The following is a 13,025-nucleotide window of genomic DNA, read 5'->3' as shown; positions in this document are numbered from 1 at the left end:
GACTGCCTATGCCCGCCGCTTCCGCCCTCAATGTTCTGGTCGTCGACGATCAGCTGACCATGCGGTCCCTGATCCGCAACAGCCTGCAGCAGATCGGCGTCCGCGAGATCAGCGAAGCCGCCGATGGCGAGCTTGGCCTGCGCGCCGCCATCACCAAGCCGGTCCACCTGATCATCTCCGACTTCAACATGCCCAACCTGGACGGCCTGGGCCTGCTGCGCGCCATCCGCGCTCACCCGCCGACATCCAAGACCGCCTTCATCATGCTGACTGGCCGCGCCGACCGCGAACTGGTGCAGCGCGCGGTCCAGTTCGGCGTGAACAACTATGTGGTGAAGCCCTTCACCACCGCCCAGCTGAAAGAGAAGCTGGAAGCGGTCTTCGGCCCGCTGACGTGATCGGCGCGGGCGACCAGCAGCCGGTCGAGCGGCGCGTGCATGTCGGGCAGGGCGATCACCATGTGACGTCCGATGCCTCTGTCGTGCTCTCGACCGTGCTCGGCAGCTGCGTCGCCATGTGCCTGCGCGATCCGTTCGCCGGGGTCGGCGGCATGAACCACTTCCTGCTGCCCGAAGGGGCGGGGGCGGGGACCGACGCGGGGCGCCGCTACGGCGCCTATGCGATGGAGCTGCTGATCAACGACGTGCTCAAGGCCGGCGGTCGTCGCGACCGTCTGGAGGCCAAGCTGTTCGGCGGCGGCCGCATGTTCGACGCGCTCAAGGACGTGGGCGCCTCCAACGCCGATTTCGCCGAGCGTTTTCTGGCCGACGAGGGGATTCCCGTCGTCGGCTCCAGCCTCAGGGGCGCCGGGGGGCGTCGACTGCATTACTGGCCGGTCAGCGGTCGGGCGCTGCAACGCGCGGTCACGGATGCGGTCGCCCCGCGTCCGTCGCCGCCGTCGCCGCCCGTCGACGCCGGTTCGCTGGAGCTTTTCTGATGAGCGATTACGATACCCGAGGCCTGCTGACGGCGGTCTCTGCCGAACTGGCCGACATCCGCGCCGGCATCGACGAGGCCGGCGACCTGGTGTCCGAGCTGCTGATGGATGCGCCGCCCGAGCGGCGTCTGGCCTATCTGACGCGCATGCAGGCCTTCGACGTGCTGAGCCAGAGGGTCGACGCCCTGTCTGGTCTGGCGGCCGCCCTGGCCGCGGACCAGCCGATGGATACGGCCCTGGCCGCCCTGCCGTTGGCCGAGATGGCGGATCGCCTGCGCGAAACCTCGCTGCGGGGCAAACCGATGCGCGCCGCCGAACCCGCCAAGGGTCAGGACGTCAAGACCGGGGCAGGCGGCGACCTGCTGCTGTTCGACTGACATGAGCGCGAACGACCGGGTCAATCTGGAACAATCGACGGTCCTGCTGATTGACGATAATCCGCAGGCGCTGGGCATGATCAGCTCTGTGTTCCACGGCTTCGGCGTGCGGGAGCAGATCAAGTGCGCCTCGGCCATCAAAGCCGTGGACCTAATCCAGCAGCGTCCCGTCGACCTGATCGTCATCGACTGCGCCGATCCGGCGATGGACAGCTACGCCTTCATCCGCTGGCTGCGGCGCGAGACGCCAGCTCCCTTACGCTTCATCCCGGTGATCCTGCTGACCGGCCACGCCTCCCAGTCCAAGGTGCGCGAGGGCCGCGACTGCGGCGTCAGCTTCGTGATCGCCAAGCCTCTGACCCCGGCGGTGCTGCTCAAGCGCCTGCTGTGGCTGGCGGGCGACGAGCGCGAGTTCGTCGAGAGCGCGACCTACGTCGGACCTGATCGTCGCGTGCGCAATTTCGGCCCGCCGCTGGGCATGCCGGGACGGCGCCGCGGCGACCTGTCGACCCACGTCGGCGCCGCGGTCGAGGCCAATATGGATCAATCCGACATCGACATGCTGATGAAGCCGCAAAGGGTTGCCCTATGACCGAAGCCCGCACCCTGAAGGTCAAGACCACGCTGGCGCGTCAGATGGCACAGCCGGGCGGCCGCACCATCGCCGATGTCGAGCGCCGCGCCAACGAACGGCTGGAGCGTCACCGCGAGGACGTGATGACGACCATCGCCGGAACCATCACCGAACTGGAACTGATCGTCGCCGTCGCCGCCTCGGGAACGGAGCCGCAGGTTTACAAGCTGGCGTCGTCGCTGCTCGATACGGCGGGCTTCTTCGACACCGGGCCGCTGTATGACGCGGGCTACAGCCTGTGCGACGTGGCCGACCGGATGCAGACGAACGACGCCTGGAGCTGGCCGTCGGTACAGGTCCACGTGCAGGCCTTGCGGCTGATCCTGACGAGTGGCTGCCAGGCCGACGCCACCAGCGACGCCCTGCTGATCGGGCTGCGCTCGGTCGCCGCCAAGACGCGGCAGGAGACCTAAATCCTTCTCCCCTTGCGGGAGAAGGTGGACGGCGAAGCCGGACGGATGAGGGGTTGCGCGACGTTAGACGTCGCAGCCTTCATCCTATGTCGAGCGACCCCTCATCCGGCCCTGACGGGCCACCTTCTCCCACAAGGGGAGAAGGGTCAGCCGTATCTCGCGATGCCCAGGTCCGCGGTCTCGATGTCCGGGGTCTTGCCGCTGACGATGTCGGCGATGACCTGGGCCGAGCCGCAGGCCATGGTCCAGCCCAGGGTGCCGTGGCCGGTGTTCAGGAACAGGTTGTCGAACTTGGTCTTGCCGATGACCGGCGTGCCGTCCGGCGTCATGGGGCGCAGGCCGGACCAGTAGCTCGCCGCCTTCAGGTCGCCCGCGCCGGGGAAGAGCGACCCCACCGAATGCTCCAGCGTATTGCGGCGCTGCGCGGGCAGGACGTTGTTATAGCCCGAGATCTCGGCCATGCCGCCGACGCGGATGCGGTCGCCCAGGCGGGTGATGGCCACCTTGTAGCTCTCGTCCATGATGGTCGAGACGGGGGCGGCGGGCTCGTTCACGATGGGGGCGGTGATCGAATAGCCCTTCACCGGATAGACCGGCAGGGTCATGCCCAGCGGCTTGAGCATCTGCGGCGAATAGGAGCCCAGCGCCAGGACATAGGCGTCGGCGGTGATCCGCCCCCGGCTGGTCTCGACGCCCGAGATGCGGCCCTTGTCGGTCGTCAGGGTCTTGATCGCGGTGTCGTAGAGGAAGGTCACGCCCTCAGCGGCGGCCACATCCCCCAGCGCATTGGTGAATTTGAAGCAGTCGCCGGTCTCGTCCTTGGGCAGGCGCAGGCCGCCGACGAACAGGTCGCGCGTGGCCTTCAGCCCCGGCTCGGCGGCGATGCAGCCGTCCTGATCCAGCACCTCGAACGGCACCCCGCCCTCGCGCAGGACCTCGGTGTCCTTGTAGATGCCGTCCAGCTGCTTCTGGGTGCGGAACAGTTGCAGCGTGCCTTGGGTGCGGTGATCGTAGTCCAGACCCAGCTCGACGTTCAGGGCGGTCTGAACCTCCTGGCTGTAGTCGGCCAGACGCACCATCCGCGCCTTGTTCAGCGCATAGCGGGCCGAGGTGCAGTTCCTCAGCAAAGCCAGCAGCCAGCGCACGGTGGCGACGTTCATATGGGGCTGCAGGATCAGCGGGGCGTGGCGCATGAACAGCCACTTGACCGCCTTGGCCGGGATGCCGGGCGCGGCCCAGGGCGAGGAATAGCCGGGCGAGATCTCGCCGGCGTTGGCGAAGCTGGTCTCCAGCGCCGGGCCGCTCTGGCGGTCGATCACCGTGACCTCGTGGCCCGCCTTGGCCAGATAGTGAGCCGTTGTCACCCCGATGACGCCGGCGCCCAGGACTGCGATCTTCATTGGTCTCGACCTTACGAATTCCCCGCGCCCGTTCCCTAGACCAGTTTTTGCGTTTGTCGAGCGGTTGCGGGGTGTGTGCGCTGCAACATGGCGCAAGCTTGAAACAGTTCGGCCTGGACTTGGATGAGGCTGAGCGGAAATTCTCTCATCAGCCCACCGCGCGCAGCCCCATTCCTACTCCCGCTCATCTCGCCGGGATGAGCGGTGAAGGGGAAACCAGGGTGATTCAGGTGGTCGCCCGGCGCAGCAGCACGCCGCCCAGCGGGGGCAGGTTTCCGGCCTTGCCCATATTCACCGCGTCGATCACGGCGTAGCCCTCGGGCGCCGCCCACGCGTGCGCTTCATGACCCAGGTTGAACACCGCCAGCAGTCGTTCGTCGCCGCCGTCGCGGCTGAAGACCAGCAGGGGTTCGGTCGCCTGCATGGTCATGTCGCCCAGCCTGAGCGCCGGATGGGCGCGGCGCAGGGCCAGGAGGCGGCGTGTGGCGTGCAGCATGGATTTCGCGTTGGCCTCCTGCGTCTCCACCGCCAAGGCTGGGTGGCGGGCGTCGATCGGCAACCAGGGCTCGACGGTCGAGAAGCCGGCGAAGGGCGCATCCGCCTTCCACGGCATCGGCGTGCGGGCGCCGTCGCGGCCCAGGGTCCGGGGCCAGTTGGCGATGGCCTCGGGGTCGACCAGCCGCTCGAACGGCACCTGGCCTTGCGGCAAGCCCAACTCCTCGCCGTAATAGACGAAGACATTGCCGCGCAAGGACACCAGCAGCAGCATCAGCATCTCCGCCAGCGCCCGCTCGTCGCGGCCCTCGGCCCAGCGTGAGACGGCGCGCGGCGCGTCGTGGTTGGAGAAGGTCCACGACGGCCAGCCCTCTCCGGGCGCACCCGGCCACATGGCGGCGCCCGTCTTCACCCGGTCGGCCGTCAGCTTGTCGGCGTAGAGGTAGAGGAAGCCGTAGGCGCTGTTCAGATGGCGGTCGCCGGCGGTGTAGGCCTTCATTTCGCGCGCCGCGTGGTCGCCGCCGACCTCGGCCACGGTGAAGCGGTCGCCGGGGTAGGCGTCCGTCAGCGCCCGCACCCGCGTCAGGAAGGCGAGGATGTCGGGGTGCGACTGGTTGTAGAGCTTGTCCTGAAAGTCGAAGGGCCGGGTGCGCTTGCCGCCGGGCGGCAGGGGCGGATTGTCCCGCAGCGACGGGTCGTTGATCATGAAGTTGACGGCGTCGAGGCGGAAGCCGTCGACCCCGCGATCCAGCCAGAACCGACCGACGGCCAGCAACGCCTCCTGCACCGCCGGATGGCGGCCGTTCATCTGCGGCTGCTCGGGCAGGAAGTTGTGCTGGTAATACTGGCCGCGTCGCGCGTCCCAGGTCCAGCCCGGCCCGCCGAAGACCGACTGCCAGTTGTTCGGCGGCGAACCGTCGGCCTTGGCGTCGGCCCAGACGTACCAGTCGGCGTAGGGGTTGGTCCGGTCCTGTCGGCTAGCCTTGAACCAGGCGTGCTGGTCCGAGGTGTGCGACCAGACCTGATCGACGATGATCTTCAACCCCAGGCCGTGGGCCTTTTCCACCAGGCGGTCGAAGTCGGCCAAGGTCCCGAACGCCGGATCGACGCCGCAGTAGTCGGCCACGTCATAGCCGAAGTCCTTCATCGGCGAGGGGTAGAAGGGCGAGATCCACACCGCGTCCACGCCCAGCGAGGCGACGTGGTTCAGATGGGCGATGATCCCGTTGAGGTCGCCGATCCCGTCGCCGGTCGTGTCGGCGAAGCTGCGCGGATAGATCTGATAGATCACCGCCCCGCGCCACCATTCCCGATGCGGCTCAGAACCGGACGAAGGGGCGGGGCTCATGATCATCGTCAGGACGAGCGCGTCGGGTCGGTTAGCGGCTCGCCGTAGTCGCGGTCGCCGTGCAGATTGGCCGCCAGCGGCGCCGTGGTCCGCTCGATCATGCGGTGGACGAGCGGCTTGTCCGCGCCCTGATGCAGCGCGCCGAGACGCTCGGAGATGCCGGCGTCGGCCTGGGTGATGCGCAGGTTGTGGCGCACATAGTCCAGCCAGGTCGGGGTCTGGTATTTCTCGACCCAGACCTCGGGTTCGGCCAGGTCGCGCATCAGCCGCCACTGGCGCGCCCCGTCGCGGCGGCGGATGCGGCGGCGTTCGTCCATCACGGCCAGGAAGGCGTCGATGTCCTCCTCGCGGATGCGATAGGCGATGGTGACCACGACCGGGCCGCTGCGCGGTTCGATGGGCAGTTCGGTCGCCGGCTCGGTCCAGCGCCGCAGCAGGTCCATGTTCAGATTGGCGGTCGAGGGCAGGGGCACCCGCAGGCCGATCAGGACGCACAGCAGCAGCACCCCGGCGGACAGGCTCAGGGCCATGTCCAGACCCTGCGTCTGGGCCAGCGCCCCCCACAGCCAGCTGCCGCCCGCCATGCCGCCGAAGGCCGCCATCTGATACAGCGCCAGCGCCCGCGCCACGACCCAGCGCGGCACCGACATCTGCACCGTGACGTTGAAGGTCGACAGCACCAGCACCCAGCCTGCGCCCGCGATCATCAGGGCCGGCAGGGTCAGGGCCAGCCAGGGGCTGAAACCGACGACGGCGGCGGCGGCGGCGAAGGCCAGGGTGGCGACGCGGACCACGGTTTCGCTCTCGTAGCTGGCCCTCAGCTTGCCGATGAACAGAGCGCCGCCCACCGCGCCGACGCCGAAGGCGCCCAGCAGCAGGCCGAAGGCCAGAGGCCCGCCGCCGCCCTCGCGCGCCACCAGCGGCATCAGGGCCTGAACCGCGCTGGCGCCGACGCCGAACACCACGGCGCGCAGCAGGACCGCCGTCACGTGCGGCGACAGGAAGGCGTAGCGAACTCCGCCGCCCATGGCCGCCAGCAGGCCTTCGCGCGGCAGGGTCTGTTTCGGCCGGTCGGGCTTCCACCGGAACAGGACGATCAGCAGGCCGACATAGCTGCAGGCGTTGACCGCGAAGGCCGCCGCCGCGCCGGCTGCCGCCACGATCAGGCCGCCGATGGCCGGGCCGACGCTGCGGGCCATGTTGAAGCCCATGGAGTTCAGGGTCACGGCCCCGGCCAGATCCTGGCGCGGGACCATGTCGCCGACCGACGCCTGCCAGGCCGGGCCGTTGAAGGCGACGCCGCAGCCGATCAGGAAGGTGAAGGTCAGCAGCACCCAGGGCGTGATCAGCCCCATCCAGGTCATGATCGACAGGCCCGTCGAGACCAGCAGCATGAAGGTCTGGGCCGCCAGCATGATGCGGCGACGGTCCACCGTGTCGGCCAGGGCCCCCGCCGCCAGCGACAGCAGCATGATAGGCAGGGTCACCGAGGCCTGGACCAGGGCCACCATCTGGGCCGAGGCGATGGAGGACATCATCCAGGCGGCGCCGACCGACTGGATCAGGCCGCCGAAATTGGTCACCAGGCTGGTGACCCAGACGGCGCGGAAGACCGGATGGTTCAGCGGGGCCAGGGCTCCGGCGCGGAGGCGCGGGGAGATGTCTGGGCTGGTCATGACGCGGACCGGCTGAGGCTGAACATGAAGATGGCGGCGCCCGAACGGTGACTGCGGAACGAAGCGCTACTGCACCCCTTTGCCGCCGGCTTGGCAAGCCAACGCCCCGACTTTCGGTCGGTTCATCATGACTTTGCCGAAAAGGCCGACGATGACGCGCCCGACCGCAGCCCCTATAGAGGCCGCTACCCCTTCGTCGCCTTCGCCGGAATCCCTTCCTTGACGTCTGAAACCGCCTCGCCCGTCTGCGTCGCCGCCCTCTATCGCTTTGCGCCGATTGCCGATCGCGAGGCGGTGCAGGCGCGGCTGCTGGATCTGTGCGGGGACGAAGTGAGGGGCACCCTGCTGGTGGCGCATGAGGGGCTGAACGGCACCATCGCCGGACCGGACGCGGCGGTTGCGCGCGTGGTGGACGGCGTGCGGGCCATGCCTGGTTTCGACCGGCTGGAGCTGAAATACTCGACCGCCGAGGTCATGCCGTTTCACCGCATGAAGGTGCGGCTCAAGGCCGAGATCGTCACCATGGGCGTGACCGGCATCGATCCGGTCGAGGGCGTCGGCGCCTATGTCTCGCCGCAGGACTGGAACGCCCTGATCGCCGATCCGGACACCATCGTGATCGACACCCGCAACGACTACGAGGTAGAGGTCGGCACCTTCGCGGGCGCCATCCAGCCCAACACCCGGACGTTTCGCGAGTTTCCCGATTGGTTCCGCAGCGAGGGCCGCGCCCTGCTGGACCGGCCCAATCCGCCCAAGATCGCCATGTACTGCACCGGCGGCATCCGCTGCGAAAAGGCCACCGCCTTCCTCAAGGCCGAGGGCGTCGAGCAGGTCTTCCATCTGGAAGGCGGCATCCTGAAATACCTCGAGACCATCCCCGAGGCCGAGAGCCTGTGGCGCGGCGACTGCTTCGTCTTCGACGAGCGGGTCGCGGTCGGCCATGGCCTGAAGGAAGGCGACCACAGCCTGTGCCGCGGCTGTCGCATGCCGGTCAGTCCCGAGGCGCGCCTGTCGCCCCTCTATGTCGAGGGCGTCTGCTGCGAGCGGTGCCATGATGAGCGCACCGACGAACAGCGCGAGGGCTACGCCGAGCGCCAGAAGCAGATGGAGATCGCCGCCCGGCTGGGCATCGAACACGTCGGGGCGGGGCCGAAGCGGGCGGAGTCCTGATCTCGTCGCTGCGTCTCCTTCCCTCTCGAGGGGGAAGGGCCTGATGAGGCGTTGTCTGACGGACTGTGTTTAGGTGTCGGTTCTCTGAGACCGGAGCCCGCCGATGTCGTCCTTCCGTCCCGTCGCCCGCCTCGACACCCACGAGGTGACGAACCAGCCGCCGCCGCTGGAGGACGTCAACCTGTTCACGGGCGACCGAGCGCTGGCGGACGCCGTGCGCCGGGCAGGCGGGGGAGGGCATGAGGCGCGGCTGACGGCGCTTGGCGCCCGCTGCGGCTCGGCCGAGGTCATCGACTGGGGCGTTCAGGCCAACCGCGTGCCGCCGGTGCTGGACACCCACGACCGCTATGGCCGCCGCATCGACGAGGTCACCTTCCATCCGTCCTACCATCAACTGATGACGCTGGGGATGGAGGCGGGTCTGGCCTCCGCCGCCTGGGACGGGACGGCCAACGGCCAGGTCCTGCACGCGGCCATCCTGTTCCTGACGGGGCAGGCGGATTCCGGGACCAGCTGTCCCATGACCATGACCTATGCCTCGGTCCCGGCCCTGGCGGTCGATCCGGCGGTCGGCACGCCGTGGATCGAGAAGATCAGAGGCGGTCGCTACGATCCCGCCGTCCGTCCCGCGCCCGACAAGGCGGGCGTGACCGTCGGCATGGCCATGACCGAGAAGCAGGGCGGCTCGGACGTGCGCGCCAACACCACCCGCGCCGAGGCGGTCGGCGAGGACGGCTGGTATCGCCTGACGGGCCACAAGTGGTTCTGCTCGGCGCCCATGTCGGACGCCTTCCTGACCCTGGCCTATGCGCCGGGCGGCCTGACCTGCTTCCTGCTGCCGCGCTGGACGCCCGACGGCGAGCGCAACGCAGGCTTCCGCGTCATGCGGCTGAAGGACAAGCTGGGCGACCGTTCCAACGCTTCGTCCGAGGTCGAGTATCACGGCGCCCTGGCCCAGCGGCTGGGCGAGGAAGGGCGGGGCACAGCCACCATCATCCGCATGGTGCAGCATACGCGGCTGGACTGCGTCGTCGGCTCGGCCCAGCAGATGCGCGGGGCGCTGGCCCAGGCCATCTGGCACGCGCAGCACCGCACCGCCTTCCAGAAGCGGCTGATCGACCAGCCGATGATGGCGGCGGTCCTGGCCGATCTGGCGGTCGAGAGCGAGGCGGCGACGGCGCTGTCGATGCATCTGGCCGGGGTCTTTGACCGGGACGACCCGGTCGGGCGGCTGCTGACGCCCATCGCCAAATACTGGGTCTGCAAGCGCGCGCCGGGCATGATTTACGAAGCGATGGAGAGCCTGGGCGGGGCCGGCTACGTCGAGACCGGGCCGATGCCGCGCCTGTTCCGTCAGTCGCCGTTGAACGCCATCTGGGAAGGGTCGGGCAACGTCATCGCTCTGGACGTCCTGCGGGCCTTCGGACGCGAGCCGGAAGCGGTCGAGGCCCTGCGCGGCTTTCTGGGGGCGGCGCGGGGGCGGGACGGCGTCTATGACCGCTGGCTGGACGCGCTGGACTTCGCCCCGTCGTTCGAGGCGGCGGCTCGCCTGTCGATCGAGCGGCTGGCGCTCGCCGCGCAGGCGGCGGTGCTGTTGTCGAATGAGAGTCCCGTCGCCGACGCCTTCTGCCGTCTGCGGCTGGCGCCGCGCGGCGCGGCCTACGGCGCCTTCGACGCCGTGATCGACGCGCCGGGAATCCTCAAGCGGGCTTCGCCCGCCTGAAACATCAGGCGGCGGCTCGTGGAGGCGAGCCGCCGCCGTTGCTTAGCTCAGGACGATGATCGCCACGCGGCGATTCTGCGCCCGGCCTTCGCGGGTGTCGTTCGGCGCGACCGGCTTGGTCTCGCCATAGGAGATGGTCGCCATGCGGTTCAGGGCGATGCCCTGGCTGCTCAGATAGCGACGGACGGCTTCCGCGCGGGCCTGACCCAGTTGCTGGTTGTGCATTTCGCTGCCAGCCGAGTCGGTGTGGCCCTGGATTTCCAGATAGACGTTGCGGTTCTCGCTCTTGAGACGCTGCACCAGTTCGGACAGGCGCTGTTCGGCTTCCGGCGAGAGGGCGTCGCGGTTGACCGGGAATTTCACCGAGTCGTCCGACAGCACCACCTCATAGAGGAACTTGCCTTCGGCCAGCTTGTGCGCGGCGTTGGCCCGCGCCAAGGCTTCACCGGCGGTTCCTTCGACCTGCGTCAGGTGCGCGTCGACCTGGGTGACGCGCTCGTCCACCACGGCAACGTTGTCGCGCACGAAACGATGGCTCGCACACCCGCTTGCGGCCAAGCCTGCCAGCACCACCACTGCACTGGCCGCGACCGCTTTAGATGTAAGTTTGATCAAGTTGAGTCTCCTTCGTGCCGGGGCGCTACTCCGGGGATTGCGCGATGCAGCGCCCGCAGGGATGCAGGGAACGGCGCTGCAAAGACGCGCCACAACCGACAAGGTTTCAGCTTAACCATAGAAAAATATGAGAAATCACTGGTTTTAATCAGTTTGGCGTATTCAAGGCGCGGCGCCATGATGCTGACGCGGGGCGATGATTTCGAACGATCCGCCTCTCTATCCTGAGGTCGACGCGTTGGGATATTCATGTTCCTTGACCAGATCTTGAATGGGGCGCTCCCGATGGAGCCGGCTGCTTGAGCGGCCAGGGGCCTAAGGAGGGGCGAAAGACGCGGCGGCGGGCGCTGACCGCGATCGCCAGCGTCGCCGCGCATCTGCTGGTGCTGGCCGCCATCCTGCTGGCGCCGACCAGGACCCCGGTCTATGCGCCCGAGGCCGAACCGATCGAGGTGACCCTGGTCGAGCCGCCGCCGCCGTCGCCGACGCCCGCGCCCGATGAAGGGGGCGGCGGTTCGCCGGCCCCGGCGCCGACGCCTGCCCCAGCGCCGACCCCGTCTCCGGCCAAGACGCCCGCCAAGGCCGAACGCGCCGCGCCGACGCGGCCTTCGCCCCGGCCCAGCCGCCCGGCGCCCCCGTCGCCCAAGGTCGCGCCCGTGCCGATCACCGCGCCCGCGCCCAGCGTCTCCTACGTCTTCATGGGCGACGCCGCCCTGGCCGGCGCCCTGACGGCGGGCGGCGGGGCGGGGGCCGGCGCGGGTTCGGGAACGGGCAGCGGGACCGGCGCCGGCAGCGGATCGGGCAGCGGTTCGGGTTCAGGCTCGGGCTCCGGCGGATCCTGCGACATGGTCCGGCGTCTGCAGGACGCCTTGCGCAACGCGCCGGGCGTCAGCGCCGCCCTGACCGAGGCCTATCGCACCTCGGGCGCCAACGGGCGGGCCATTCTGATCTGGAACGGCGACTGGGTGCTGAGCCCGGGCCAGGAGGGCAAGGGGCTGGCGGGTGTGCGTCAGGCCGTGGCCGTCACGGTCGGCTTTTCGCCGCGCGCCTGCAAGACCGAGACGGTGCACGGCTATGTCGTGCTGACGCTCGGTGACGGCCCCGGCGCAGCGCGTCTGGCCCTGGGGACCGGTCAGTGGCGCTGGGCCGACCTGCTGTCGCTGAACTAGGCTCGATTGAGGATCAGCTGAGGCCCAGCGGGCCGTAGAGCCAGGTCAGCCAGATGCCGATCGCCAGAAACACCCCGAACGGCAGGCGGTCGGTCGCCGACACCTGACGCCGCACGATCAGCATGGCCAGCACCACGCTGAGGCCGGCAGCGGAGGCCCACAGCAGCACGCTGGGCAGGCCCGTCCAGCCGACCCAGGCGCCGCCCGCGCCCATCAGGAAGGGATCGCCGCCGCCCAGGCCCTCGCGCCCGCGCACCCGGCGATAGAACCAGGCCAGCAGCCACAGCGCGCCGAAGCCGACCGCCGCGCCGATCAGCGGCGGGATCAGGGCTGGGGGCAGGGCGTCGGGCAGACCCGCCGGATGCAGCAGCACTGCCGCCACCAGGCCGCTGACGAACAGCGGCAGGGTCAGCTGGTCGGGCAGCCAGAAATGCTCGGCGTCGACCAGGGCCAGGATCAGCAGGTTCCATCCCAGCACCCCGGTCATCAGGGCGGTGGCGAAGTCGGCGGAGTGCAGCCCGGCCCAGACCCCGATCAGGCCCGCGCCCAGCTCGATCAGCGGATAGCGTAGAGGGATGGTCGAGCCGCAATCGGCGCACCGCCCGCGCGACAGGGCCCAGCTGAGCACCGGGATCATCCGCCACGGCTTCAGCGTCCGGCCGCAGCCGCCGCAGCGCGAGCGGTCGAACACCACGTCCTCGCCGCGTGGCAGGCGCAGGCTGAGCAGACCCAGGAAGCTGCCGACGATCAGGCCGACGCCGCCCAGGAAGGCTGCGAATATCATCATCTGGCGCCTCCCCGATCCATGGCCGCTCTCTGCACTAGCGGGCGCGGGCGGTTTGGGGGAGGCGGAATCGGCGCTGCGTATCGACGAGGCATGAATTCCCGACCGTGTCGGGACGGTTTTTCACGCAAGCGCCGCTACAGCTTCACGGAACGGCGTCTGAACCGTCGCGGTTCGGCGGCGGCCCTGTCACATCCAGCTTCTAGGGAAGGGACCGGGCAGGCGGGCGCCGATCATCCAGTCTCGGACAATCCGTCCGGACGTCCTCCTGCATGTCTCAT

The 13,025-nt window shown here is 69.2% G+C and carries 13 protein-coding genes; 8 read left to right on the top strand and 5 right to left on the bottom strand.

Annotated features, from left to right (window positions below; all coding sequences use genetic code 11):
* Positions 1 to 8 precede the first annotated feature (8 nt).
* From AB4Y68_RS03070 to AB4Y68_RS03050, 5 genes are read left to right on the top strand one after another with little or no spacing between them, the layout of a single operon-like run.
* A complete protein-coding gene (locus tag AB4Y68_RS03070) occupies positions 9 to 398 on the top strand; it encodes a response regulator (RefSeq protein WP_441453986.1) in 390 nt (129 codons plus the stop codon).
* Positions 395 to 937, top strand: a complete 543-nt coding sequence (locus AB4Y68_RS03065; protein WP_441453984.1) for a chemotaxis protein CheD — start codon at positions 395 to 397, stop codon at positions 935 to 937. The genes AB4Y68_RS03070 and AB4Y68_RS03065 overlap by 4 nt, the downstream gene beginning before the upstream one ends.
* Positions 937 to 1,314 carry a hypothetical protein gene (locus AB4Y68_RS03060; RefSeq protein WP_441453982.1) on the top strand — a complete coding sequence of 126 codons (378 nt, stop codon included), beginning with the start codon at positions 937 to 939 and terminating at the stop codon, positions 1,312 to 1,314. The genes AB4Y68_RS03065 and AB4Y68_RS03060 overlap by 1 nt, the downstream gene beginning before the upstream one ends.
* A gap of 1 nt (position 1,315) precedes the next feature.
* The gene (locus AB4Y68_RS03055; RefSeq protein WP_441453980.1) at positions 1,316 to 1,906 is read left to right on the top strand and encodes a response regulator; all 591 of its coding nucleotides are present in this window, start codon (positions 1,316 to 1,318) and stop codon (positions 1,904 to 1,906) included.
* On the top strand, positions 1,903 to 2,361 hold the full coding sequence (locus AB4Y68_RS03050; protein ID WP_441453979.1) for a chemotaxis protein CheE: 459 nt from the start codon (positions 1,903 to 1,905) through the stop codon (positions 2,359 to 2,361). Before AB4Y68_RS03055 ends, AB4Y68_RS03050 begins: the two co-directional genes overlap by 4 nt.
* 146 nt (positions 2,362 to 2,507) lie before the next feature.
* Here AB4Y68_RS03050 and AB4Y68_RS03045 read toward each other — a convergent pair whose 3' ends face one another.
* The 3 genes from AB4Y68_RS03045 to AB4Y68_RS03035 form a co-directional block, all read right to left on the bottom strand.
* Positions 2,508 to 3,761, bottom strand: a complete 1,254-nt coding sequence (locus AB4Y68_RS03045) for a D-amino acid dehydrogenase (RefSeq protein WP_441453978.1) — start codon at positions 3,759 to 3,761, stop codon at positions 2,508 to 2,510.
* A 226-nt stretch (positions 3,762 to 3,987) separates the two neighbouring features.
* Entirely contained in the window at positions 3,988 to 5,610 is a 1,623-nt protein-coding gene (locus AB4Y68_RS03040; protein WP_441453976.1) for an alpha-amylase family glycosyl hydrolase, read from the bottom strand.
* 2 nt (positions 5,611 to 5,612) lie between these two features.
* Positions 5,613 to 7,280, bottom strand: coding sequence for an MFS transporter (locus tag AB4Y68_RS03035; protein ID WP_441453974.1), 1,668 nt, complete (start codon positions 7,278 to 7,280; stop codon positions 5,613 to 5,615).
* 219 nt (positions 7,281 to 7,499) lie between these two features.
* Here AB4Y68_RS03035 and trhO point away from each other — a divergent pair, with 219 nt between their 5' ends.
* Positions 7,500 to 8,453 carry an oxygen-dependent tRNA uridine(34) hydroxylase TrhO gene (gene trhO / locus AB4Y68_RS03030; RefSeq protein ID WP_441453972.1) on the top strand — a complete coding sequence of 318 codons (954 nt, stop codon included), beginning with the start codon at positions 7,500 to 7,502 and terminating at the stop codon, positions 8,451 to 8,453.
* A 103-nt stretch (positions 8,454 to 8,556) separates the two neighbouring features.
* Complete coding sequence (locus AB4Y68_RS03025) at positions 8,557 to 10,176, top strand: acyl-CoA dehydrogenase family protein (protein WP_441453970.1); 1,620 nt, start codon at positions 8,557 to 8,559, stop codon at positions 10,174 to 10,176.
* A 42-nt stretch (positions 10,177 to 10,218) separates the two neighbouring features.
* Here AB4Y68_RS03025 and AB4Y68_RS03020 read toward each other — a convergent pair whose 3' ends face one another.
* Positions 10,219 to 10,791, bottom strand: coding sequence for an OmpA family protein (locus AB4Y68_RS03020; protein WP_441453969.1), 573 nt, complete (start codon positions 10,789 to 10,791; stop codon positions 10,219 to 10,221).
* A gap of 299 nt (positions 10,792 to 11,090) precedes the next feature.
* Between AB4Y68_RS03020 and AB4Y68_RS03015 the strand changes: the two genes are divergently transcribed.
* On the top strand, positions 11,091 to 11,960 hold the full coding sequence (locus AB4Y68_RS03015; RefSeq protein ID WP_441453967.1) for a hypothetical protein: 870 nt from the start codon (positions 11,091 to 11,093) through the stop codon (positions 11,958 to 11,960).
* A 13-nt stretch (positions 11,961 to 11,973) separates the two neighbouring features.
* Here the strand turns inward: AB4Y68_RS03015 and AB4Y68_RS03010 are convergent, their stop codons facing one another.
* A complete protein-coding gene (locus AB4Y68_RS03010) occupies positions 11,974 to 12,747 on the bottom strand; it encodes a prepilin peptidase (RefSeq protein ID WP_441453965.1) in 774 nt (257 codons plus the stop codon).
* Positions 12,748 to 13,025 lie beyond the last annotated feature (278 nt).

This window comes from Brevundimonas sp. 2YAF1, assembly GCF_052114745.1.
Classification (GTDB): Bacteria; Pseudomonadota; Alphaproteobacteria; order Caulobacterales; family Caulobacteraceae; genus Brevundimonas.
This window is presented reverse-complemented; position numbering and strand designations above follow the sequence as displayed.